This is a genomic window from Streptococcus sp. XMC (assembly GCF_021341835.1).
Lineage (GTDB): Bacteria > Bacillota > Bacilli > Lactobacillales > Streptococcaceae > Streptococcus.
In genome coordinates this window covers 592,401-618,104 of record NZ_JAJTNQ010000001.1, presented here as the reverse complement: position 1 = coordinate 618,104, position 25,704 = coordinate 592,401, and the positions used below count along the sequence as shown (strand labels likewise).

The following is a 25,704-nucleotide window of genomic DNA, read 5'->3' as shown; positions in this document are numbered from 1 at the left end:
AATGAATTAAAGGAGTAATTCTTTCACCCGACCGATATCTGTCTCTTTTACTACGAGGTAGATGCTATCTCCTAGATAGAGGCGAGTGCTACCATGAACCGTACTGTTTTTTCCATTATGCTGATGAGTTGTGATCAGGAGGTCCCTCGGTAGGTCTAAATCTCGAACCTGACGACCTGCTATTTTCTCTGATACTGGAATTTCGATCAGGGTTAAGACATCTGAACCGCTGGTCACCTCAGGCATCAATTGCTCCAGCATGGCTTCGTAGACAGGGGCACCTTTTACTAGATCCATGGTAATGTAAGCTGTCAAAGTCACCAAGCCAATCGGCATCAAGGTTCGTATATCTCCTACCATTTCGGTCACTAGAATCATGGCTGTCAAGGGCGCTTTTGAAATGGCACTGAAATAACCACTCATTCCCAAAATGACAAACAAGGGGAGTTGATTAGAATGTATGAGACCAAACTTCAATAAAACAGCCGCAACCAAGGCTCCTAAAACAGAGCCTAGAGCTAGAATCGGAAGAAAGATGCCACCAGGAAGACCACTCCCGTAACTGATCATACTCCAGATAAACCGTATCCCAAAATAGAAGATCAGCGTCTGGATACTAAGAGGGACATGCGCTAAATTCAAAACCAACTGGTTACCACCGCCAAGTAAATGTGGGAAGTAATAACCGATCGGTAGGATCAAAAGAAAAGCAAAGAGTGGAAAATAGGGGGCAGATACTTTGAACCAGCTACCAAGCTTTTGATATAGCCGACCAATATTTAAAACAGCAACTTCATAGAAATAACCAGTTAGGCCCAGAAAAATTCCCATCACTAAGAAAATCCAATAACTGGATAATTCGATATGTGGGATGTGGTCTGGCATGTTTAAAACAGGTGTTTGACCGAAAATATTGAGGGAGACAAAGTTTGCGACCAAACTCGCAGCCAAGGTCGATACCCAGAAGACACGAGAAAAATGATGGTAGACTTCTTCTACTACAAAGAGTAGACCCGCAATCGGTGCATTAAAGGCTGCTGCCAAACCTGCTGCGGCACCGCTGGCAATCAAGGCTCTTTCTTCTACAGGACTAAGTGCAAGATTCTTAGCCAGCCCCTTTCCTCCCATAGCGCCAAGTTGGATACTAGGTCCTTCACGCCCCAACATCAGACCACTAGCAATTGCTAAAATCCCTAAAATGTACTTCTGCCAAAGCGTAGCCCACCAGTCTATCTGTAGCAGTCCTTTTAATTCTGCTTCTACTTGAGGAATACCAGATCCTTTAACGTTTTTGTTCTTTTTGATGAGCTGGCTAGCTAGCAAAATAATAAAAAGATACATAGAGAGGATAATGATCCAATTGAAAGGACTTCTTCCTAGATCCTTATACAATCCCTGGACAACATGAAAGAGATGCTCAATAAAAAATCGAAAACTCGAGACAATCGCACCGACTACAAGCCCTACTAAAACACCTCTACTAACCTGAGATAAAATAGATCTCGAGGTCGATTGAAATTCTCTTTGGATTTGCTGACTTTGTTTCATAAATTCTTTTCAACTCCCAGATTGATTGCTTTTATTATACTATTTTTCACAGCTCTTGAGTAAGACAACAGCAAAAAAACGCCCAAATGAGCGTTTCTATAGAATACATTATTTAGCAGTAAGTGCTGCCATTGTGATGTAGTTGTATGGTTTGTTGAAGTGTGGCAAGAAGAATAGGTCAGTCAATGCCAATTTTTCAATCGTTACATGCTCTTGGATGGCCAATGAGAACATGTGGATACCCATTGAGATTGCAGCATCACGTGATACCATTTGAGCACCAAGGATTTCACGGCTATCTTGATCATAAACGATCTTGATGGCAACTTCATGGTTGTCATGCTTGATAAATTCTGGTTTTTGAAGATCATTAAAGCCAGTTTCAACAGCGTTGTAGCCTGCTGCTTTTGCTTTTTCAAGAGTCAAACCAGTTGAAACCATGTGAAGACCATAGATAGAGATACCGTTTGATCCTTGCACACCGATTCCTTCAAGCTCATGTCCACAAGCGTTGTAAGCACCTACGATACCAGTACGTACAGCGTTTGATGCAAGAGCGATGTAGCTAGTATCTTTACGAGCATTGTCATATACGGTCGCACAGTCACCAACAGCGTATACACCTGGGATTGATGTTTCTTGTTTCTTATCTACAAGAAAGGCACCGTTGCGGAAGAGTTCAATCTTACCATCAGCAAGTGCTGTGTTTGGACGGAAACCAACTGCAAGAACAACCATATCCACGTCAAAGCTTTCTTTGTCAGTAATCAAGCGTTCAACTTTACCGTCACCCTCGATTGCTTTAACAGTTTGACCAAGCGCCAAGCGGATGTTGTGGTCTTCCAAGTTCTTCGCCATCATTTGTGTGAAGTCTTTGTCGTAGTATCCGTTCAAGACAGTATCTACGATGTCAACAAGGACAACTTCTTTTCCAAGACGCTCAAAAGCTTCAGCAAGTTCAACACCTATGTATCCACCACCAACAACGGCGATACGGTCAAGGTGTTGGCTCTTATCAGCAAGTTTATTGATAACTTCTTCAGCGTTTTGGTACAATTTCACAAATTGTACGTTTTCAAGAGTTGCTTTAAATTCGCGGTTCCCTTTAACAATTTCAACACCTTCGATTGGTGGCAAGATTGGTGTAGAACCTGTAGCGAAAATCAATTTATCGTATGATTCTTTGTGCTCTTTTCCTTCAACTTCTGCTGTAACTACTTTGTTATCATAGTCGATTGAAAGAACTGGTGAGTTCATGTAAACCTTAGCGCCTTTAGCTTCTAATTTTTCTTTATCAGAATAGAATAAGCCTTCAGGTCCGTCGATTTGTTCACCAATCCAAAGAGCCATTCCGCATCCAAGGAATGAGATATTTGAGTTCTGGTCAAAGACAACGATTTCATTTTCGTTTCCAAAATTATCCAACATTGTGTTGATACATGCAGTTCCAGCGTGGTTAGCACCCACAACTACGATTTTACTCATAGAAAAAATCCTACCTTTAATTTTATTTACCATTCAATTATAACATGAAAATGATATCGTTTCCAAATTTTTTGCTTACAATTTGTGATATTATTTTCAAATCTATTTGCATAAGTCCTGAAAAATGTCAATAATTTTGCTTGAAGGGATTGTGAAATGGCTTTCTTTTTGATAAACTTGAAGTAGGTGAATATTGGAAAGGTGGTTTACTATTTGTGGAACTAACTAGTCGATCCGAACGCCTAATGGGCTCCACCATAACCGTTTCGATTTCTCATCAACAAGCTGACCAAATACTGGCCGATTGCTTTAGTCTCCTGCGATCCTATGAGCATCGCTTTAGTGCCAATGACCCTTCTTCTGAATTGATGGAGGTCAATCAAAAGGCTGGCATTGAACCCGTAAAGGTTCATCCAGATCTTTTTTCACTGATTGCTCTAGGAACCAGCCATAGTCAGGCGCAAGGAAGTCATTTAAACATTGCGATTGGTCCACTTGTCCAAACCTGGAGAATTGGTTTTTCAGATGCTAGGAAGCCTGATCAATTAGAAATTGAACAAGCCCTAACAGTCATTGACCCTCATCAGATTTGTTTGGATCCAGATCAACAAACTGTTTTTCTCAAAAGAAAAGGGATGAAAATTGATCTAGGCGCTTTAGCTAAGGGGTTTAGTGCGGATTTACTAGCTAGTTATCTCAGGAGTCAGGGGATCGAGCAAGCTTTAATTGATTTGGGGGGCAATATCCTTACCCTTGGTCAAAATCCTGTCAGTCATCGGCCTTGGCGGATTGGGATTCAAAATCCTCAACTTCCAAGAGGGGAACATTTACTAGTTCTATCTGTAACAGATAAGTCTGTCGTGACATCAGGTACCTATGTTCGTCATCTTGAAGTAGATGGCCAGAACTTCCATCATATTTTTGATCCTCAAACCGGCTATCCTGTGGAAACGGAACTGGCAAGTCTCACGATTATTTCTAATCGATCAGTCGATGGAGAGATTTGGACCACGCGCTTGTTCGGTGAAGAACCGACCAACATTTTAAATATTGTTGAAACCTTACCTGGCATGGATGCTATTCTAGTCTATCAGTCAGGTCGCCTCGCCTATACCAGTGGGCTACATGATTATTTGTAATTTTAATTTCAGAAAGGAATTTCCATGACAAAACTTATTGCGATCGTTGGAACAAACTCCAAACGTTCAACAAACCGCCAACTACTTCAATACATGCAAAAGCATTTTGCTGACAAGGCTGAAATTGAATTGGTTGAAATCAAAGATATCCCTGTCTTCAACAAGCCAGCCAACAAACAAGTCCCTGAAGCTATCTTAGAGATTGCTGCTAAAATCGAGGAAGCTGATGGTGTCATCATTGGCACACCAGAATACGATCATTCCATCCCAGCTGTCTTGATGAGCGCCCTTGCTTGGTTATCTTATGGGATCTACCCACTCTTAAGCAAGCCGGTGATGATCACAGGTGCATCATATGGAACACTTGGTTCTTCTCGTGCGCAATTGCAACTTCGTCAAATCTTGAACTCACCAGAAATCAAAGCAACTGTTCTTCCAGACGAATTCTTGCTTTCTCACTCTCTTCAAGCGTTTGATCAAAATGGTGACTTGGTAGACCTTGATGTCATCAAGAAACTCGACGCCATCTTTGATGATTTCCGTATCTTTGTTAAAGTTACTGAAAAACTGCGCAACGCTCAAGAACTGCTTCGCAAAGATGCCGAAGACTTCGACTGGGAAAACTTGTAAGATAGGAGACATACTAGCATGAAATTTGTAGGACTTGTAGGATCAAACTACGACCAATCATATAACCGCAAACTTTTGGAATTCATCCGTCGTCATTTTAAGATCAAATTTGAATTAGAAGTTCTTGAAATCGATGAAGTTCCAATGTTTAACCAAGATGAGAAATGGGACGAAAGCTTCCAATTGCGTCTCCTTAACAATAAAATCACCCGTGCTGATGGTGTGATTATCGCAACACCTGAACACAACCACACTATTTCAGCAGGATTAAAATCTGTTTTAGAATGGCTTTCCTATGAAGTTCATCCATTTGAAAGCAAACCTGTCATGATTGTAGGTGCTTCTTACTACGACCAAGGGACTTCTCGTGCCCAAGTTCACCTTCGTAAGATTCTGGATGCTCCAGGTGTCAATGCCTATACCCTTCCAGGGAACGAATTCCTTCTAGGAAAAGCGAAAGAAGCCTTTGATGCAGATGGCAACATCGTTAACGAAGGAACTGTTAAATTCCTTGAAACTTGTTTAGATAACTTTGTGAAATACGTAGGAGTCGTTTCTAAATTGAAAAAACCAAAACCAATTGAACCAGAAGATTTGGATTGCGGAAAACCAATCGCTACTACTGTTACTGAGGTTGATCCGGATGATCCAGATTGGGTAGAAAAAGTTGCAGAAATTACAGGGGCTGTATCTGGTGATACTTATGTCAAATTGGACCACGGTATCCTGACTGTTAATCAAATCGATATGTTCTTGAAAGCTATGCCTTTCGAATTGACATACGCTGATGATAACAACCAGTTCCTCTACTACAACAATGCCCACCAAGATCCAGATACCATGTTTGCGAAACGCGTGCCACCTCAATCAGGTAGCCGGATGTCAACCGTTCACGGTTCTCTTCCACCAGCACGTATGAAAAACGTTGAATGGGTCATCGGTACTCTTCGCAATGGGAACCAAGAATATGTTCGTACCATTGTTCCAGGATCTCCAGAAGGCGTAATCAATACTCACAACTACCAAGCCATGTACTATGAAGATGGTTCTTACGCTGGTATCAACGAAATCGTCTTTAACTTTAAACCATGGTTAGATTGGTACCTTCAAACAACTGGTCAACGCCTTGTAGGCGGAAGCGGGCCATTTGCTCCTGCTGGTGGTCATGGTGATGCAGATGCAACTTCAGGTGCTTCCGATGCTGGAGGTCACGGTGACGGAGGTCACGGAGATGCAGATGCAACTTCTGGTGCAAGCAACTAATAAAAAAAATGAAGCTTCATGCTTCATTTTTTTATTTCAACTCTTTGATAATCTTCTTGGCATCTTCGTTTGAAATTGCCCCTAATTGAACATGTCCAATCTTTCCTTGGCTATCGATAAAGACTTCCGTAGGGATCGAACGGACTTGGTAATTCATAAAGGCAGATCCATCCGGATTGTACAAAACAGGAACTGATTGATAGTCTTGTTCGGCAAACCATTTGACGAACTCTTCTTCTGTTTTTTCACCCTGCATCCCTGGTGCCATAACGGTAAGAATCTCAAAGTCTCGGTCCTTTTCTTCGACTAGTTTATTCAGTTCAGGCATACTTTGTCGGCAAGGACCACACCAAGTCGCCCAGAATTTCAAGTAAACCTTTTTGCCTCTATAGTCTGAAAGTTTGACCGTATTCCCCTTCATATCCTTTAGCTCGAAGTCACTGGCTTCTTTTCCTACCAAGGGATGTTTACTAGCAGTTGTATTGGTCATGGACTGATTATCCATGGATTGATTATTCATGCCACTTTCGGACTGATTCATCGAGCAAGCAGTCAGGATGGATAGAGAAAGAAGCGAAAAACAGGCGTATTTAATAACTTTCATAATGAGTAAACCTCCATTTGTTTTATGAAAAGATAGCAGACAAGCTATTCAATTGTCCCAAGAGTAACAAAATCCCCATAATGATGATGATCAAGCCACCAATCTTCTTCAGTAGCAAGAGATGGGGCTTCAGGCGATTAAAGTATGGGAGAACAATCCCAGACGCTAAGGCCAAAAGTAAAAACGGAATAGCCATCCCTATTGTATAGATAAAGAGATAGAGAGCACCCATGAGGGCATCTTGACCATTGGATGCTGCTAAGGCAAGTACAGAGCCAAGAACAGGACCGATACATGGCGTCCATCCAAAGCTAAAACCAAGCCCAAGGAGAAAAGCTGAAAATAATTCATTCTTGTGCTTGTTTGCCCCAAAATCCATTGTCTTCTGTTTCTCTAGGAAATTAAAATGAAAGACTTCCATCTGATGAAGACCAAGGATAATGATCAACACTCCCATCAGGTAACGGAACCAGTTGGTGTACATGATCTGACCAAGCAAACCTGCCCCAAAACCAATGAGGAGGAAAATAACAGAAATCCCTGCGATAAAACACAAGGTCTTTACAATCCCATGCCAGCGAATCTTTTTCCCAAAAATCTGAACGGATTTTTCCTGATCGCTTCCTAGCAAGACGCCGATATATACCGGAAGCAATGGAAAGACACAGGGAGAGAAAAAGGAGAGAATGCCTGCCAGAAAGACAGTAAAGGAGAAAACAATTTGATTCATAAAACACTCCGTATATTGATATGCTACACCTAGTATAACACTCCAACAGCTAAATTAAAAATTTCTGCTACGCTTTGATTATTAAATAATCATTTAGAAACTAGTTTCAAAACCAAACAAAAACTCCAAAGAACATAACTTTGGAGTTCAATTGACTACCTATTCCTCTTCTGCACTTTGTTTATTTGGCAAGAAAAGCGAAAGGACAATACCAACTACTGCTGGTAGTAACCATGGAAGGGATTGGGCAGCAAACGGCAAGTACTTAATGATGTTTGCTAGTCCTGCAAGTTTAAAGGTACTTGCCAGAACATCTGCAATCGCAACCAAGCTAACTAGGAACATAGTCAGCTGCATTCCTGGTTTTGATAGTTGAGTAAATTTATTTACAATCACAATCAACACAATAGTAATGGTGATTGGATAGAGGATCATCAAAACAGGCAATGAATAAGCAATAATGGCACTCAAACCAAGATTGGCAATGGAAAATCCAATCAAGGTAAAGAGAGTCGCATAGACCTTGTAAGAAATTTTAGGGAAGGTTTTATGGAAGAATTCCCCAGTCGACACGATCAAACCGGCTGTTGTTGTGAAACAAGTCACCGTCACCATACCTGCAAGGAAGATTTGAGCAACTGGGCCAAAGATAGCCTTGGTAGCTTCTGAGAGGACATAAACTCCCTTATTGGCATCGGAAGCCATCACTTCTGCTGGAATTGGGAAGTGATTTCCAAGATAACCCAATCCAATATACAAAATACTAAAGCCGATGGCTACAACGATGCCGACAATCCAGATCGTTTTAATGTATTCTTTCTTGCTGGTGAAACCAAGTTGATTAAGAGTAGTCACTGCGATGACGCTAAAGGCTACTGAAGCAAGAGCATCCAAGGTGTTATACCCTTCAAGGAAACCTTGACCAAAGGCAGATGCTTGGTAGGCTTCTGTTGCTACTTGAGGCGCGTGTCCGCTGTACTTGAGAGCACCAAGAACAACGAGGACAACGATCAAGATAGCAAAGACAGGTGTTAAAATCCGACCAATACTATCTAGGATTTTAGAAGGATACAAGGCAATCAAATAGGCCAAACAGAAATAAATCAAGGTAAAGATAAAGAGACTCAGTCTACCACTTGATTGTCCTAACAATGGAGCGATCCCAACCTCGTAGGAAACAGTAGCCGTTCTTGGAATCGCAAAGAATGGACCAATAGACAGATACAAGGCTACCAGATAAACGATGGCAAACCAAGGAGCAATTTTTCGTGAAATCTCATGAATATACCCTTTAGGATTGAGTGTCCCAATAATCAAGGTGATAATCGCAATCCCGACTCCTGATAAGACAAATCCAGCAATAGCTGGCCAAAAATTGCTACCCGACTGGGCTCCTAGCGCAGGTGGAAAGATCAAATTCCCTGCACCGAAGAAAATACCAAATAACAGCAAACCTGTTAAGGAACCTTTTCGTAACATATGTTCTCCTTTACATTTTTCAATCTTATCTAGTATAACAGCTTTCTTCCACCACGGCAATTCTTTTTACTGAATTTATTGCTCTTCTCAAATGACAGTTGAGGTTTCAACAATATTGAACGATTGTGGAGTTAATGAACACCTTTCAATCAATTATGTTATAATTGAACTATTATACATCATGGAGTAATCATGTTTCTATATATATTCTGGTTAGTTCCAGCTATTATTTTTTTATTTTTCTTTACGAACGACCGCAGAAGACTAGTAAATGCTTACCTCTTTTCAATAAGTTTAGGCCTTTTCCTCCTGATTTCTGCACTTATACTGGTCGTACGGACAGAGCTCTGGTTTAACCAGCAACTTGCTATCATTATTTTTTCCGTACTTGCTATCCTTGTTTTACTCAGTATTCTTTTCTCAACCGTTTTTCTTCTTTTTAATGGTCGTCAAATGATGGCTTTTGAAGGTAAAAGACTGGCCAATCTCCTCTCCCTTCTCTATGGTATCTTTATTATCGGAGCCTTGGCGCTTCATTTCCTTCCTTATTTTCCTGGGAAACATATCTTCATGCATCTGGCTGATTTTGCCCTCTTTTACTCGACCTTTCTTTATCTCTCTTATGTTTTATATGGGACCTTTTGTAATTACTTCCCTATCCGTAAGGAACCGGATGTTATCATCGTCCTTGGCTCCGGTCTAATTGGGGATAAAGTACCACCACTTTTGGCCCAGCGTCTAACTAAAGCAAAGACTATCTATGAGCAGTTCGAGGGACGACCAAAACTGATTGTTTCTGGTGGGCAAGGTGCTGATGAGTTAATCTCAGAGGCGGAAGCTATGGCAAACTACCTGAAGGAACAGGGTGTACCACAGGAAGATATTTTGATTGAGAATCGTTCTCGAACGACTTTTGAGAATCTGACATTTAGTAAGGCTATTCTTGAAGATCAGGGACTAGGAAAGACTGTCCTTGTGGTGACCAATTCCTTTCACGCTCTTCGGGCTGGTGTCTTTATGAGACGATTAAAAATCCCTGGACGCAGTGTCGGTTCAAAAACAGCTTTTTATTATCTCCCATCGGCTTGGATTCGAGAAACGGTTGGGCTAGTTTCTCTCTATTGGAAATGGCATGTTGCTTTCTTAGCTTTTCTGTTTCTGCCTTGGTTCTTTTCACAAGTCATGAGACTGATTGAGTTCATTATTCAGCATCTAAACTAAAAACCATGGGATTACCCATGGTTTTTGAATGTAGACAAAATATTATAATTACATAAAACAGCTAGATACTTTTCAAAAAATTGACTTATTTTGCTATTTAAGAAGATTAAAAACTTTCCGCTGTGAGTAAAGTGCCAGAAACACAATAGTTTCTGGCACTCGGGAGTTTTGAGAGTAAAACAGTTTGGGAAACTGTTTTAGCCTGAGCCCAGAAATTAAAAAGCGAAGGGGCTCAAAACTAAGTCATGGAACTTCTTCGAAGTTCGCTGACGTCCGTACTCACCTAAGGAAAGTTTTTCGGAAGACTTTATCAAAAAAATGAAACCATGGGGTATCCCATGGTTTTCTTGTCTAATGATCACTAAAGCGTCTGTATTCAATACGGAAATCAAAGTAATTCTCTGCTTGCAGTTTATGGAAGATGTCCCGATAAGCCTCTTCATCAAATTGATCGCCTCGATAAAGAATCTCAAAACTCAGATCATCGTATTCTAAAAAGGCATTGGCTGTTTTGAAGCCGTTCCGCAAATAGAAGTCCATCCGAGCCCGTCGTTGTTCTAGATTATCACATTCTTCATCCAATCGCTCAACTTCTAACAACATGGTCCGTTGGTAAAACTCGACTAATTTTTCAATGATTTCTTGACCATAGCCGTGGCTTCGCAAGTGTGGCATAATAGCAAAGAAGCTGACGTAAAAGGCCTTGGCATTTGAAATAGCAAAGGCAAATCCGACAAACTCTTCCTCATTGTAAAAAGCAAAAAAATGAGCATCATCATTGTCCGTATAGCGTAAAAACTCCGATAAAGGAATCCGTTCCTCTTCAGGGAAAGCCTCGATATTCAACCGCTCGACTTTATCCAGATCTGAGAACGTTTCAGTGATTAATTGGCTAGTTAAACGCATAAAGCCTCCATTTCTGCTACGATTATAGCAAATAAAATAACCCCTTTCAAGAAATCCGACTTTTAACAAAAGCAATTGATTTGCCAAACAAAAAAAGAGCTATGACTCTTTTTTGTTTGAATGTAGACATACTATTGTTTAACATAAAACAGCAAGATACTTTTCAAAAATTACTTTTATTTTAAGTCATTTAAGATAATTAAAAACTTTCCGTTGTGAGAAAAATGCCTGAAACTCAATTGTTTCAGGCACTCGGAATTATTGAGACCTTAGGCTCAATAATTAGTCATGGAACTTCATAGAAGTTCGCTGACGTCCGTACTCACCTAAGGAAAGTTTTAGAAGACTTTAAAAAAGAGCTAATGCTCTTTTTGTTTGTCTTATTTTGCCACTTCTTCTTTTTTGGAGAATTGGCTCATGTACAAGTCGTAATAGAATCCTTTTGCAGCCAAGAGGGACTCATGATTTCCTTGCTCTATGATTTGCCCCTCTTTAAGGACTAAAATCTTATCTGCTTCTTGGATAGTAGACAAGCGATGGGCAATGACAAAGCTAGTTCGCCCCTTCATCAAGTTCTTCATAGCCTTTTGAATCAAGAGTTCTAGACGGGTATCCACTGAAGAAGTCGCTTCATCTAAAATCAATATTTTTGGATCGGCCAGAAGAGCACGCGCAATGGTCAACAATTGTTTTTGCCCCAAAGAGATATTGCTGGACTCTTGGTTCATCTCCATGTTGTAGCCCCCCGGAAGGGTCCGGATAAAGTGGTCGACATTGGCAGCCTTGGCAGCAGAAACAATCTCTTCGTCTGTTGCATCCAAGTTTCCAAAGCGCAGATTTTCTTTAATGGTCCCTTCATAAAGCCAAGCATCCTGAAGAACCATCCCAAACTGTTTGCGATAGTCTTGGCGAGATAAGTCGCGGATATCATGTCCATCCACTGTAATAGCCCCCTTGGTCACGTCATAGAAACGCATAAGCAGATTGATGAGCGTGGTTTTGCCTGCACCTGTCGGTCCGACAATGGCTACCATCTCCCCGGGCTTGACCTCTAGGTTAAAATCACGGATCAACGGTTTATCTTCTACATATTGGAAATCAACATGGTTAAAGCTAACCTGTCCAGTTAATTCCTTGTCCAGAGCTTCATTTTTACCGAGTACTTCATCTGGTTCATCAAGGACTTGGAAGACCCGATCCAATGAAGATTTGGCACTTTGTAAGGTTCCAGCTAATTGACTCAAGTTTTGAATAGGCTGATTGATCTGCCAGACATACTGGACAAAAGCCTGCATGTTCCCAACTGTAAGTCGACCGGCAAGAACTTGAATAGCCCCGATAACTGCGACCAAAAGGTAGGTCAAATCAGAGATCGCATTAAGAACTGGCATCATCAGTCCAGAAATAAAATTCGCTTTAAATCCAACTTGCTGGAGACGACGGGTAATGTCACGGAAGTCTTCTTGCGATGATTCTTCACGTACATAGAGTTTTAAGACGTTGAAGCCACTCAAGTTTTCCTGAACAAAACCATTTAAAGCCCCAAGGACATCAGCTTGCTCCTTAAAGTAAGGCTGGGATTTCTTCATAATCAACTGGGCAACGAAGAAGGTGATTGGAATAGAGGCAATCACGATTAACCCCAAAGTGAGGTTGAGATAAAGCACCATAGCGATGACCAAGCTTAAGGTGAAAATGGCATTCACAATTTGAAGAAAGGACTGCTGCAAGGCGTTAGAAACTGTTTCTACATCGCTGGTAAAGCGACCCAGAAGATCTCCAAATTGATGCTGATCAAAATAAGAGACGGGGATACTATTAATCTTCTTAGATAGGTCATTACGCATATCCTCGATCATGCTTTGAACGGCATTGGTCATGAAATAGTTGGAATAATAAGATCCAAGCTCATACAAAACTCCCCGGAAGAGATAGACAATCATGACCCAACCAACATAGCCAGCATTAATCTCAGCTCCCGCTACTCCTCTAGCCATATCTGTCAGGTTAGCTGTCAGTTCTGTAATAGCGAGTCCAAGAATGTAGGGCTCAATGACACTCATAACCACACTCAGAATCTTTAGGAGTGTAGCGAAAATAACAGCAAAACGATAGGATCTTAGATAGCCCCAAAGACGTACAAAACTGGAACGTTTTTCTTTCATTTTCTCCTCCCTCCTATTCTTCTGTTAATGATTGATTGTTCAACTGAGAGCGAGCAATCTCACTGTAGATTTCATTGGTTGCTAGGAGTTCCTCGTGGGTTCCACGACCGACGATTTCTCCATGATCCAAGACAATGATTTGATCCGCATCCATAATGGTCCCAACCCGCTGGGCTACAATCAAGACGGTCGCATCTCCAGTTACTTCTTTTAGACGTTTTCTCAGTGTAGCATCTGTCTTGTAGTCAAGAGCAGAGAAGGAATCATCAAAGATATAGATATCTGGTTCCTTAACAACTGCACGCGCAATGGATAGACGTTGCTTTTGACCTCCAGAAAGGTTGCTTCCCCCTTCAGCTAAATGAGTGTCAAACTGCTCTTCTTTGCTTTCGATAAACTCCTTGGCTTGGGCTACATCTGCTGCCTTATCTAGTTCTTCAATACTTGCATCTTCCTTGCCATAACGGATGTTTTCAGCGATGGTCCCTGTGAAGAGCAAGGCCTTCTGTGGAATGAAGCCAATCTTATGGCGCAAGGCTTTAACGTTAAAATCACGCACATCCACGCCATCGACCAAGATTTTCCCCAAGGTGACATCATAGAATCGAGGAATGAGCCGAACGAGTGAGGATTTCCCAGAACCGGTCGATCCGATAAAGGCGATGGTTTCACCCGGTTTAGCCTTAAAGGAAATATTATGAAGGACTGGACTTTCTGTCTCACCAGGATAGGCGAAGGTTACATTGTCAAACTCTAAATAACCCTTGGTTTCTGTCTCAGTAACTCCATTTTCATTTGGATCAATAGAAATCGGCATATCCATGATTTCTTTCAAACGATGACTGGAGACAGCTGTCCGTGGGTACATGGTAAAGAGATTAGCTAGGAAAAGAAAAGAAAGCAAGGCGTGGAAACTGTATTCGATAAATGCGACAAGATTCCCAATTTCTAAACTTCCATCCCCTAGAGGATCCAAGGCGAACCATACAATAGCTACAATCATGGCGATGATGATTTGAACAAAGAGCGGCTCCGTCAAGCCGGTCAATTTAAAGAGTCTATTGGAGTTGTCCGCATAGACTGCATTGGCTTGGCCAAACTTTTCCTCTTGGAATTCCTCACGCGCAAAAGCACGAATTACACGGAGTCCTGTGAGATTTTCGCGCGCATATTGATTGAGCTTATCCAAGGTTTCCTGCTGCTTCTCTGACAAAGGCTTGGTCTTGATAGCTACATACCAGACGACCACCGCCAAAAATGGCATCGAAATCGCCACAATCCAGGCAAGCGATGGACTTGTCTGTAAAATCAACAGGATACTGGACAGCATCATGATAGGGGTGATGACACCAAGCTTCAACATCTGATCAGAAAACTGCATCAAGACGAAGGCATCAGACGTCATCCGCGTCACCAAGGAAGAAACCCCAATCTTCTCATACTCGTGGTGGGAATATTCCTGAAGCTTCTCATAAAGATCATTTCGCATATCCATGACCATGGTTGTAGTAATCTTCCCAACGGCATAGGCCAGAACGATTCGACCTAGAATCCCGACGATGATCACACCGAACATAACCCAGGCCCAAAAATAAACCCGCTCCATATCTCTCGGATTGATCCCCTCATCAATCATACGGGCTAGAACAGTTGGCAAGCCTAGGTTGACAATCACAAAAAAGATGGCTGCTGTAAAATTCAAACACAACCATTTTGGATATTTTCTCAAATAGGACCAAATATATCCCATACCTTTCTCCTCCCTATACAATAAAAAAGCACCCTCAAGTACTTTTTAAGCTATTTTAGAAAGCATGCAAGCCTCCTCCAATTCATCCCTATTATATCAGATCCACCCTAGGCTAGCAAGGAAAAGAGTTGATGAAAAGCAAAGAATAAAAAAGAGGATAGCCTCCGCTATCCCCTCTAGATACGATTATTTTTGACGTTTGAATTTTGCATCTTTGAAGAAAGCAAAAACTTCACTATCAGTAGAATCCGCTTCTTTTACATCCAAAGTTAAAACATCACCATCAACCTTATACTTGACTTTATCTTTACCACCTTCTGCTGATTCAAGAGTTTTAGATTTTTGATCAGCTTTCAGGTCAATTGTTTTCTCTTTGCTTTCACCAAGAGCATCCATTTTGATAATCATCTTAGCTTTTGTATCTTTAATTTCAATTGTCATTGTCAATGATAATTGATCAATGACCTGCTCAAGTTGCTCTTCAGTAGCCCCTTGCTTTTTAAGGATACTTTTAATTTGATCCTTCTCAGCTTTATAGACATATTTCCCATTATCTCTAGTTATAGAGCCACAAGCTACAAGGAAAACCGCACCAACTGCCAACAAAGCAGCAAAGACAAGACGTTTAAAGTATTTCATCAGAAATCTACTTTTTTGTTTATAGGAACTATTTTATCAAAAAAATAGAAGTCTAACAACATAATAAATTAGTAAGAACTTGAAAAGTAGAAGAATATTCGTTGGAGGAAATACTCTAGTATTAATTTTCGTGAAAATAAATTTATCATTTCCGGATTCATCAATTATTTTAGGAATGACATCACTTTTAAACGATGAAACTAAAGTATTACCTGATAATAACCAAAAAATAAAGAACATTGATTCAAAATCTATAATTTTGTCAGAATCAGATTATTTTTCAATATGTTTAATTTTAAACCATCTTCCAAAATCACCAAAAATATAAAAAATTTCTTCCATAGCTTTTAATATTTTTTTATCTGGTTCACCTTGAGTCTTAAACGTATTAGCATAATTAACATCTTTATTAGATATTAAATGTAAAAAAATAAGAAAGAACAATCCAGATAGCTGATTATATATTTCTTTTTGATTTCCAAAAATTAAATATTCTTTAGTTTCATTAAAATAGTCAGAGCAATCTCCTAATAGTCTATCTGATGCAAAGTTTCCACTTGCAGGAACTCCTTCTTTTTCTAGCTTTAATATCGCCGATTTTTGACCATATGAAATAATCTCTGGTTTTAATTTTCTCCCACCATTAACTCGAATTTTTGAATCTAAGGGCTATAGTAGGTATTAGAGACTTTTCAAAATCTATCATAAGATACCTTTCTTAAATAAAATTAGACTTCGAACTCCTTTATGATTTGCTTCTCTTCTTCAGACAGATTAAACAAATCCATAACTAATAGAGCAATTTATTGCTTTAAATAATTCATAAATTATTATGCTTAGATTTTATATTATAATCTCATTCTTTTTTAATATCACGATTACATTTTTTTAGATGAAATTATCTCATTATTTAAAAATAATTTTTATTTAAAGTTAGATTAAATATATATTAGTCCCATACAATCTTTCTTAACTCAGAGCGCGTGAGTTCTCCTCGTTGGAATTTTTCCCATGATTCCTCATAATTTATGTTTTTCATAGTTGCTTCTATTTTGAATTTTTTGTTATGTATATAATTTGATACCAATGATTTATTAATTTTATCAAGTATATATTGAAGCAGTTTTTTCTGGAATAGTTTTCTCTGAATTTCATTATACAGTATATAACTATCTGATAGGTCATCTAAAGAAAAGTTAAGACCTAAACCTCTCATTTTTCTAAGCAATAATTTAGTGTTTTTATCTCTATGAACGCTAAAATTATATGTTGGTACTTTTTTTATTAATTCTAGTGATTTAGATGTTGTATTATATTTTTCAGCCTGTTTTGCAAGCTTTGTAAAATGATTCTTTTTAAAACCTATTTCTCTTAAGTTAAAAGTGATTAACGTACCTTCGTTGATATCAGACTCAGAAATTTCATTCCTTCCTATCTTATAAAAAAATTTATTTTTCTTCAATATTCCCTTAACTTCACTAATATATATAGAACTGATGATTTTAGACGTGTTGCCTTGTTTATCGATTTGCTCTTCATATTCTGGTTTTATAAAAATGTATGCCTTGCCATAAATAGCCATACTGTACAGAACTCTATCTATAATTTTTCCAAAATCGTAGGAAAAACAATATGTGGAAGATTTATTGAATAATTTAACAATTTCAGAGTCATTCGGTGTAATTTTATAAAAATCTCCTCCTCTTTGCTGGTCGTCATTTAAGGAAATATCGTACCCAGAAAATAATTCTCTACAAATTAGTTGTAAATACAAACCTTCTTCGGGTTGTTTATATAACTTTTCAATTTTTTTACTTACTTTTATATCCTTAATCATTTAATTTTTTCTCCCACGAAAAACTAGAATGAAACCTCTTTTCTTCAGGGACTAGAGGATTAATGCAGATAACCCAGAATAATTCTGAAGGATTTGTTCTGAATCCATCATCCAAAATACTAGGGCAAAATACTCTTATTAATTTGCTATCAGTTTTAATTTTCGTTCCAAACATTGTGTTTTCAGTTTCTATATTAGCAGTATTTATTATTGCTTTTACAACATAGTCATTCCAATTATTTGCTATGAGATCTCTTGAGTTCATAAAGTACCTTAGCTGATTTCTTAAATTCACATATTCCGTATACTGAATTGCAAGCTCTTTTGAATTTTCTTCATTGTTATTTTGAAAGAATATTTCGGAAGTTTCTTTAACAATTTCACTCCATTCTTTATCATTAAAAAATTCACCCCATATTATACCAAGACCACCAAGCTGAGCCCATTCAACAATCGGACAAGCAATCATATAATTAATATATTCTTTCCTATACAGATTTTTATTTTTATTAAAATATAATCTAATATATTCTTGATATAAAGGCATTATCTGAGTAATAATTTCAAAATTCTTTTTAAATTGTTTTTTATCTAAATTTACAATAGCTTCAATAGTATCTCTTGAGATTTGATTAAAGCATTCTCCTAAAAAGTCAGGAAATTCTCCTTCTCTATCCAAATTTTTTACAGTAAAAATGCTTGAACATTTTCTATACATTTCTGGAATGTCTTGTTTGATTTCTCTAAATTTTTCTTTTAATTCATCCAATCTACTCTCTTCCCATGAATCTTCAGAATCAATATGACAACTAAATAGTTTAATCTCCAATTGTTTTGCAAATTCTAAAAAAATTGTCAACTCAGATTCGTACTTATAAAATTTAGAGATTAAAATACAAGATTCATAATACATTTTGTTCTCAAAAATAATATTACTTAAGAAATATATATGTTCAATTCCTTCTTTTACTACATCATATAATAAATTTACATAATCAAATTCTTCCTTAGCTACATATTGCTTGATCAACCAAACAGGAGTAATACGTTGCTTCTCGACATTAATCTCTAACAATATTTTTTTAAAAATATCTATATCTCTTCTACCTCGAATAGTCTCTATAGAATTAAATGACTTTCCAGTATCAATTCCATCTATAACAGCTTTACTTATTTTATCAATGTCAAGTGTCTTAAAATAATCTCTTGATTCTAAAATGATATTTAAATATAGAACAGAAATATATTCAATAACTGCAATAAAGGAAATATTTTCTTCCTTATTTTGAATTTCAATAGAATTTTGAATAATGTTATTTATCCAGTCTATATGTTCTAGGTAATAGCTCGCTTCTTTGTATTTAATTGCAGATTGACAAATTTTATCTAATACAACTAAATAACTGTATACAGTTTCAAAATCTTTTTCTTTTATCAAGTAGTTTACACATGTCTTGTTTATAGTCATCAATTCATTTTCAAACCAATAAATATCTTCTTCTTCTTTTGTACTTAACGGCGTTCTCTTATTTAATGCTACTAATACCTCTATATTATCTGCTAAATGCCATTGTTGATATTTAGTTTTTTTTCTAAACCAGAGTGAATCCTTTGGTAAACCCTGTTTAATTGACCAATATTTATTTATTAGTCCTAAATTTTTACACATAAAATTAAATACAGAAGAATTATCGGCTATGTCCGGATTGCAACCATATTTTTGAATTATTTTTAGTAACTCAATTCTATTTGAAGTAACTTTTCTAAAATAAGCCTGATAGCTATTATCACTAACGTATATTTTATGTTTAAGATTTTTTGAAATCACTCTTTCTAAATATAAATGTGCATCATCTGATAATCTAAAAACATCAGATAACTGATAAATTCTATTCCCTGTAATTCCAAAGTATATAACTACAAGTATAGACCATATTATCAATACTGAAACAGTTGCCCAACTAACTTTAAAATTCAATAATAATTCAACTAGTATAATTGTTCCATAAATAATAAAACTACTAATTACATCTAAACTCCTAACAGTCAAATGATCATATTGAAAAGCGATTGCAATTTTTTCAGGTGCATTAGCATATCTTGTGGAATATACACTTGAAATATTAGAACAATACAAACCTAAAATTACACCAGCAACACCTAGTTCCCCCAAAATAACATCTCCTAATAGATTACTTTCTATTATCGTTGTTACACTAAAATTTAGAAGAATTCTATCAACTATCCCTAAAAGCAAAGCTAAAACAAGTCCTTTTATTGCACCAGAGATAAATCTTGCAAAAAGAATATTTCTAAAAGATTTATATTCTTTGGATAATTGCCATTTACTATTTATTTTTAAACGTATTTTTTTTATATAAAAAATAAAATTTAATATTTTATTTCTAATACTCCAGTATATTGGTGATTTCATTTCTTTTACCCGTGTTTCTAAAAAAAATAAATTAGACATAAAACAATACTAAAATTTAATAACTAAGATATTCATTATATCAAAAAAAATAAAGAAAACCCCACCAAACAAATGTTTGGTGGGGTTTAGGTGGGGAATGAAATCATTTTCCACCATATTTTCGCTATTTGACATTACGCAAAACCTTGCTATGCTGGAATTTCGCAATGAAATTGTCTACTCTTATTATTTAAGAGTAACTGAAGCTCCAGCTTCTTCCAATTTAGCTTTGATTTCTTCAGCTTCAGCTGTAGCAACACCTTCTTTGATAACGCCAGGTGCACCATCAACAAGTTCTTTAGCTTCTTTAAGACCAAGACCAGTGATTTCACGTACAACTTTGATAACGCCGACTTTCTTGTCGCCTGCAGATGTCAATTCGATATCGAATGAATCTTTAGCAGCACCAGCGTCAGCAGCACCAGCTGCAGCAACAGCTACAGGAGCAGCTGCAGTTACACCAAATTCTTCTTCGATAGCTTTTACAAGGTCGTTCAATTCAAGGATTGAAGCTTCTTTAATTTCAGCAATAATGTTTTCAATGTTCAATGCCATTGTTATTTCCTCCAAATAAGTTTTTATATTTTATGTTTTTATTTTTTGTAGCTAGGCTACGCTGCGTAGCTTAAGATTAAGCTGCGTCTTCTTTGTTGTCTGCAACCGCTTTGACTGCAAGAGCAACGTTGCGCACTGGCGCTTGAAGTACAGAAAGGAGCATAGAAAGAAGTCCTTCGCGGTTTGGAAGAGTTGCAAGAGCAAGGATCTCTTCTTTTGATGCGACAGCGCCTTCGATTGCACCACCCTTGATTTCAAGTGCGTCAGCAGTTTTAGCAAAATCGTTCAAGATTTTCGCTGGTGCAATAACATCTTCGTTAGAAAATGCTACAGCAGATGGTCCAACAAACACAGATGCAAGATCTTCAAGGCCAGCTTTTTCAGCTGCACGACGTAAGATTGAGTTTTTAATAACTTTGTACTCAACTTCGCTTCCACGAAGCTCACGACGAAGAACTGTATCTTGGTCAACTGTCAAACCACGAGCGTCAACAACGACGATAGAAGCAGCAGCTTTCATTTTTTCAGCTACTACATCAACTAGCTCCGCTTTTTTAGCAATAATTGCTTCACTCATTAGTGTGTTCACCTCCGTAATTATTTTGCTTGGGGAATTTTTCCAAAAGAAAAACGCGCCCAAACCTAGACACGAAAGTACAATACGCTTCTTTTTACATGATACGTTTTGTCCTCGGTAGGATCTTTATGAGTCGAGCTCCCCTACTGTCTTAGGCAGTTTTTTCAAACCGTTATTTAGTTTATCACATAAAAAAAAAGAATGCAAGTATTTTTGCAAACTTTTTTTAAAAATAGTTAATCTTTATAGATAGTCTTAGTACGATTGAGCCATGCATATGCCAAGCCCATGATCACTCCTCCTCCTACCGAGTTACCTACAAAGGTGACAGCGTAATGACGAAGAACATTGAAGAACTCTAAGTGAGGCAAATCTTTAGAAATAGAATTAAAAGTAGCTAATGAGAAAGAAGCAAAGTTCGCTGCGATGTGTTCATTGGTAAGGAAAACAAACATATAAATAGCCGACAAAGCCATCAGAACTTTCGCTGTTTCATCTTTAAAGAATAAATAGGACAAAATAGCTATATTAACAAAGATGTTGGCAACAACCCCTTCAAAGAAAACCAATTGATTAGAACGTTGCAACTTCATCTCTACAACCGAACCAAGGAAGCCTTTTGGATTCAGATTTGCAAAAGCACTTGTCTGACTAAAGAGGAATGCGAGGAACAAAGCACCAACCAGATTAAAGAACGTACAATAGAGTAAAATTTCTAAAGCTTTCTTCCAATTAATCTTCTTTAAATAAACACCGGCTGTCAGGTACATCATATTGGAAGTCGTTAACTCACTATTTAAGAATAGTAAATAAACCAAACCCCACGCAAAAATAAATGGGAATAAGAAACGACCAGAACCTGGCAAGAAAGTGTTGAGAAGATCTGCCCCCACAATCCCTACTGCAGTACTCATTGTCAAAAACGCACCCGCGAACATAGAGCGAACCGCATAACGAGCTTTAGAAGCCGTATATAATTCTTCCTTCTTCTGACATGCTGCTTCTACCTTAAGAACAAAATTTGATTCTCCCATCTGAATCTCCTTATATATTGAATTTGTGAACTTCTTCATTATATCATAGAATAGACTTTCTGAAAAGGTTTTCAGAAAAATTTAAAGTAAAAATCCTGAGTCCCACAAGAAAAATAAATAAATCGATTTAAAACGATAAAATAGAAAAACAGACTTTGACAGTCTGTTTAAAATTCAATTTAAATCATATCTTATAAGAAACGATTCGCCCAAGCGATATCCAAGTTCAAGATTTCTTGTGTTGTATATTGTTGGCGATAAGGATTGTAGACAGTACCTTCATAGCCACCATACACACTTGGTGAATCATACTGAGTAAGGTTGTAAGTTTCAATGATGTGGTTCAATTTTGCATAGTAACTGGTATCAGTAGCATAGACACCCGTTAAAGCAGCTGTTGCATCCTGATAGCTAGTTGTATTGCTCTTCCAAGCGCCAGCAAAGTGACCTTGTTTCAAAACAGCAACATAGTCTTGCAATGATTCATAGTAGCTAGGGTATGAACGGAAAGCATCGTTGATAGTATAGGCATTGCCAGCTCCATCATCTTCCCATGTTTGCATCACTGCTGATTGACCAGCATAGCTCCCTTTAATACCAAAAAGGTTGTAATGTGGATAAGATGACAAACCAGATTGACCAGCACCACTTTCTAAGATGGCTTGAGCAATCATAACAGATGCATACAGGTCATTTTCTTGACCAAGTTGGCGAGCAGATTCACCGATTTGTGAGATGAAGGCTTCTGTTGGATCTGCATATTGAGAATATGCTTCATCATTAGCTCCAACGTTTCCTACGTGCTCACTCATGGCTGCCGCTACTGTTCCTGCAGCTACCAGAGCTACTAAGGATCCAATCAATTTCGATTTATTTAGTAATTTTTTCAATGTGATAATCTCCTAATGTTTTAATGAAAACTCTTTAAGATGATTATAGCACAGAAAAGCATATAATTGTTGAGTTCAATATTACATTTTAATTACAATATCGAGATAAATCAAACAAATAAATAACAGGTTAGTAATAATACGATTTATTCCGAAAAACTATAGTCGAAAATTGCGTCCCAAGCTTCTTCTACTCCAGTTTTATTGACCGATGAGAAGATGATAAAGGTATCTGTTTTATCAAAATCCAGCTTCTTCTTGATCATGGATTCATGCTTGTTCCATTTTCCTCTTGGAATTTTGTCGGCTTTGGTCGCAACCAAGATAACAGGGATCTCGTAATATTTTAAAAACTCGTACATTTGGACATCATCTGCCGAGGGTTCATGACGAAGGTCAACTAAGCTGACAACCGCTCTTAAATTTTCTCTCGTTGTCAGATATTCTTCAATCATCTTGCCCCATTTCTCGCGTTCTTTTTTGGAAACACGAGCATATCCATAGCCAGGTACATCGACAAAACGAAGTTTGTCATCGATATTAAAAAAGTTTAATAATTGTGTTTTTCCTGGTTTTCCAGATGTACGGGCCAAGTTCTTGCGATTTAGCATGGTATTAATAAAAGAAGACTTGCCGACATTTGATCGACCGGCAAGTGCAACTTCTGGGATATCATCTTGAGGATAATGGCTTTTATTGGTAGCGCTCAAGAGAATATCCGCATTATGAGTATTTACTTTCATAGAATTTCTTTCTAGGCAGTTTCTAAAATTGGTTTTTCAGTTCCGTTAACTGCTTCTTTGGTGATCCGAACCAATTTAACGTCTTCTTGACTTGGAACTTCAAACATCACATCCAACATAGTTTCTTCGATGATGGAGCGTAGTCCGCGAGCACCAGTCTTGCGTTCGATGGCCTTGCTTGCAATTTCTTCCAGTGCTTCGTCTTCAAATTCCAATTCAACGTCGTCAAAGGATAATAGAGCTTGGTATTGTTTCACCAAGGCGTTTTTTGGTTCTTTCAAAATACGAACCAAGTCATCCACTGTCAATTGCTCTAATGCAGCAAGAACTGGAAGACGACCGATTAACTCAGGGATAATACCGAATTTTTGGATATCTTCTGCAATGATTTCTTGCATATAAGAGCTGGATTCATCAATGGCTTTGTTATTTTGACCAAATCCGATAATCTTTTCACCCAGACGTTGCTTCACGATTTCTTCGATCCCATCAAAGGCTCCACCGACGATGAAGAGGATGTTCTTGGTATCAACTTGGATCATTTCTTGTTGTGGGTGCTTGCGTCCGCCTTGAGGTGGCACACTGGCCACAGTTCCTTCGATGATCTTCAAGAGAGCCTGTTGAACCCCTTCACCAGATACATCGCGGGTGATAGAGACGTTTTCACTCTTCTTAGCAATCTTATCGATTTCATCTACATAGATGATGCCACGCTCTGCACGTTCAATATTGAAGTCAGCAGCTTGCAAGAGCTTCAGAAGGATGTTTTCAACATCTTCTCCAACGTAACCTGCTTCTGTCAAGGCTGTCGCATCTGCAATGGCAAATGGTACGTTCAAGCTCTTAGCGAGTGTTTGAGCCAAGAAAGTTTTTCCTGAACCAGTAGGACCTACCATTAAAATGTTTGATTTTTGGAGATCTACATCATTGTCTTCTTCACGATTTTCGTGGAAGTTAATCCGTTTGTAGTGATTATAGACTGCTACTGCGAGGGCTCGTTTAGCACGATCCTGACCGATGACATAGTGGTTAAGGATATTGAGGAGTTCAATTGGTTTTGGAACCTCTGAAAGGTCTGCCAAGACTTCCTCAGCTAGTTCTTCGCGAATGATTTCTTGAGCTAACTCAACACATTCATTACAGATAAAGGCATTGTTCCCAGCGATAATCTTCTGTACTTCGTCTTGGTTCTTACCACAAAACGAACAATAAACCATCATATCATTTGATTGATTTGTAGGCATTTTCTTCTCCCGATTCTAAAGTCTGTTTGTAATTTATTTAAATAAAGTCATATAAAAGGCGTGAATCGAATTCACAAGATTGGTAAAGGCATTTAATAAGAAGAGGGTGGCTAAGCCATAGCGCTTTTTCCGAAGAGTCTGGGAAGCACATACCAGGCAAATCACGCATAAAACAGCTGTAAAAAAGCCAAAGATACTACGTTCCATGAACTAGTCTTCCTTTCTTTCAAAATGTCTAATAGTAAAGTCGTAAGGATTTTTTTCGTCTTTTTCAATCGTCCGCTCGTCTAGTATCTGGAACTGATCCCAATGGAAGTCTTCTGGGAAATACGTATCTCCTTCCAATTGAGCATCGATGACAGTCTGGTAGAGCTCTTCTAGATAAGGCTCGAAAAGGCGAATTACCTTCTCCCCACCGATAACAAAGAGCGACTGATCCTGATCCTTATACCAGTCTAAAACGTCCTCTACGGAGGTTTTTAACAAGACCTTTTCATTCTCTACATCATACTTGTCATCTCTAGAGAGAATGATATTGGTCCGATTTGGAAGGACGCGTTTGTTTAATCCTTCGTAGGTAACTCTCCCCATAAGGATCGCATGCCCCGTTGTCGTTTGTTTGAAGTGCTGCAATTCAGCTGGTAAATGCCAAGGCATGACCTGATCCTTGCCAATCACTCCATTCTTTGTCTGAGCCCAAATACCAATTACTTTCTTACTCATTCTTACATCCTTTACACTGATACTTCTATTTTATCAAATTTTTCTAGAAAAGACAGTTTCCAGCTATTG

Annotated in this window: 22 protein-coding genes and 1 other annotated feature; of the genes, 4 read left to right on the top strand and 18 right to left on the bottom strand. The window is 38.1% G+C overall.

Annotated elements, in window-relative coordinates; genetic code table 11:
- Positions 1-6: 6 nt before the first annotated feature.
- Positions 7-1,548 carry a ClC family H(+)/Cl(-) exchange transporter gene (locus LXO72_RS02840; protein ID WP_233331483.1) on the bottom strand — a complete coding sequence of 514 codons (1,542 nt, stop codon included), beginning with the start codon at positions 1,546-1,548 and terminating at the stop codon, positions 7-9.
- A 108-nt stretch (positions 1,549-1,656) separates the two neighbouring features.
- Positions 1,657-3,033, bottom strand: a complete 1,377-nt coding sequence (nox, locus tag LXO72_RS02835; protein WP_233331482.1) for a H2O-forming NADH oxidase — start codon at positions 3,031-3,033, stop codon at positions 1,657-1,659.
- 215 nt (positions 3,034-3,248) lie between these two features.
- On the opposite strand from nox, the gene LXO72_RS02830 reads away from it, so the two are divergent.
- From LXO72_RS02830 to LXO72_RS02820, 3 genes are read left to right on the top strand one after another with little or no spacing between them, the layout of a single operon-like run.
- Positions 3,249-4,172 carry an FAD:protein FMN transferase gene (locus LXO72_RS02830; RefSeq protein ID WP_325167110.1) on the top strand — a complete coding sequence of 308 codons (924 nt, stop codon included), beginning with the start codon at positions 3,249-3,251 and terminating at the stop codon, positions 4,170-4,172.
- Between the two features lie 24 nt (positions 4,173-4,196).
- Complete coding sequence (locus LXO72_RS02825; RefSeq protein WP_006596326.1) at positions 4,197-4,802, top strand: NADPH-dependent FMN reductase; 606 nt, start codon at positions 4,197-4,199, stop codon at positions 4,800-4,802.
- Positions 4,803-4,820: 18 nt separating this feature from the next.
- On the top strand, positions 4,821-6,065 hold the full coding sequence (locus tag LXO72_RS02820) for an NAD(P)H-dependent oxidoreductase (RefSeq protein ID WP_154858065.1): 1,245 nt from the start codon (positions 4,821-4,823) through the stop codon (positions 6,063-6,065).
- A 31-nt stretch (positions 6,066-6,096) separates the two neighbouring features.
- Here LXO72_RS02820 and LXO72_RS02815 read toward each other — a convergent pair whose 3' ends face one another.
- The 3 genes from LXO72_RS02815 to brnQ all read right to left on the bottom strand — a co-directional run bounded on the left by LXO72_RS02815 (position 6,097) and on the right by brnQ (position 8,878).
- Positions 6,097-6,669 (bottom strand): TlpA family protein disulfide reductase, encoded by a 573-nt coding sequence (locus LXO72_RS02815; protein WP_233331481.1) that lies wholly within the window; start codon positions 6,667-6,669, stop codon positions 6,097-6,099.
- Positions 6,670-6,691: 22 nt separating this feature from the next.
- Entirely contained in the window at positions 6,692-7,399 is a 708-nt protein-coding gene (gene ccdA2 / locus LXO72_RS02810) for a thiol-disulfide oxidoreductase-associated membrane protein CcdA2 (RefSeq protein ID WP_233331480.1), read from the bottom strand.
- Positions 7,400-7,558: 159 nt separating this feature from the next.
- On the bottom strand, positions 7,559-8,878 hold the full coding sequence (gene brnQ / locus LXO72_RS02805; protein WP_233331479.1) for a branched-chain amino acid transport system II carrier protein: 1,320 nt from the start codon (positions 8,876-8,878) through the stop codon (positions 7,559-7,561).
- A 192-nt stretch (positions 8,879-9,070) separates the two neighbouring features.
- On the opposite strand from brnQ, the gene LXO72_RS02800 reads away from it, so the two are divergent.
- A complete protein-coding gene (locus LXO72_RS02800; protein WP_233331478.1) occupies positions 9,071-10,099 on the top strand; it encodes a YdcF family protein in 1,029 nt (342 codons plus the stop codon).
- A gap of 351 nt (positions 10,100-10,450) precedes the next feature.
- On the opposite strand, the gene LXO72_RS02795 is transcribed toward LXO72_RS02800, so the two are convergent.
- From LXO72_RS02795 to LXO72_RS02735, 13 genes are all read right to left on the bottom strand, one after another.
- On the bottom strand, positions 10,451-11,005 hold the full coding sequence (locus LXO72_RS02795; RefSeq protein ID WP_006596320.1) for a GNAT family N-acetyltransferase: 555 nt from the start codon (positions 11,003-11,005) through the stop codon (positions 10,451-10,453).
- 380 nt (positions 11,006-11,385) lie between these two features.
- Entirely contained in the window at positions 11,386-13,170 is a 1,785-nt protein-coding gene (locus LXO72_RS02790) for an ABC transporter ATP-binding protein (RefSeq protein WP_233331477.1), read from the bottom strand.
- Between the two features lie 13 nt (positions 13,171-13,183).
- A complete protein-coding gene (locus LXO72_RS02785) occupies positions 13,184-14,920 on the bottom strand; it encodes an ABC transporter ATP-binding protein (RefSeq protein WP_233331476.1) in 1,737 nt (578 codons plus the stop codon).
- Between the two features lie 186 nt (positions 14,921-15,106).
- Entirely contained in the window at positions 15,107-15,559 is a 453-nt protein-coding gene (locus tag LXO72_RS02780; RefSeq protein ID WP_233331475.1) for a hypothetical protein, read from the bottom strand.
- A gap of 949 nt (positions 15,560-16,508) precedes the next feature.
- A complete protein-coding gene (locus LXO72_RS02775) occupies positions 16,509-17,396 on the bottom strand; it encodes a hypothetical protein (protein ID WP_233331474.1) in 888 nt (295 codons plus the stop codon).
- Positions 17,389-19,869, bottom strand: a complete 2,481-nt coding sequence (locus tag LXO72_RS02770) for a type II restriction endonuclease subunit M (RefSeq protein WP_233331473.1) — start codon at positions 19,867-19,869, stop codon at positions 17,389-17,391. Before LXO72_RS02770 ends, LXO72_RS02775 begins: the two co-directional genes overlap by 8 nt.
- Positions 19,870-20,055: 186 nt before the next feature.
- The gene (gene rplL, locus LXO72_RS02765; RefSeq protein ID WP_003016256.1) at positions 20,056-20,424 is read right to left on the bottom strand and encodes a 50S ribosomal protein L7/L12; all 369 of its coding nucleotides are present in this window, start codon (positions 20,422-20,424) and stop codon (positions 20,056-20,058) included.
- 76 nt (positions 20,425-20,500) lie between these two features.
- A complete protein-coding gene (gene rplJ, locus LXO72_RS02760) occupies positions 20,501-21,001 on the bottom strand; it encodes a 50S ribosomal protein L10 (RefSeq protein WP_233331472.1) in 501 nt (166 codons plus the stop codon).
- Between the two features lie 38 nt (positions 21,002-21,039).
- Positions 21,040-21,175: a sequence feature (ribosomal protein L10 leader region), on the bottom strand.
- 62 nt (positions 21,176-21,237) lie between these two features.
- Positions 21,238-22,035, bottom strand: a complete 798-nt coding sequence (locus LXO72_RS02755; RefSeq protein WP_233331471.1) for a formate/nitrite transporter family protein — start codon at positions 22,033-22,035, stop codon at positions 21,238-21,240.
- A 191-nt stretch (positions 22,036-22,226) separates the two neighbouring features.
- Positions 22,227-22,925 carry a glucosaminidase domain-containing protein gene (locus LXO72_RS02750; protein ID WP_411400361.1) on the bottom strand — a complete coding sequence of 233 codons (699 nt, stop codon included), beginning with the start codon at positions 22,923-22,925 and terminating at the stop codon, positions 22,227-22,229.
- A 146-nt stretch (positions 22,926-23,071) separates the two neighbouring features.
- Positions 23,072-23,668, bottom strand: a complete 597-nt coding sequence (yihA, locus tag LXO72_RS02745) for a ribosome biogenesis GTP-binding protein YihA/YsxC (protein ID WP_233331470.1) — start codon at positions 23,666-23,668, stop codon at positions 23,072-23,074.
- A gap of 11 nt (positions 23,669-23,679) precedes the next feature.
- The gene (gene clpX / locus LXO72_RS02740) at positions 23,680-24,912 is read right to left on the bottom strand and encodes an ATP-dependent Clp protease ATP-binding subunit ClpX (RefSeq protein WP_233331469.1); all 1,233 of its coding nucleotides are present in this window, start codon (positions 24,910-24,912) and stop codon (positions 23,680-23,682) included.
- A gap of 210 nt (positions 24,913-25,122) precedes the next feature.
- Positions 25,123-25,635 (bottom strand): dihydrofolate reductase, encoded by a 513-nt coding sequence (locus LXO72_RS02735; RefSeq protein WP_233331468.1) that lies wholly within the window; start codon positions 25,633-25,635, stop codon positions 25,123-25,125.
- Positions 25,636-25,704 lie beyond the last annotated feature (69 nt).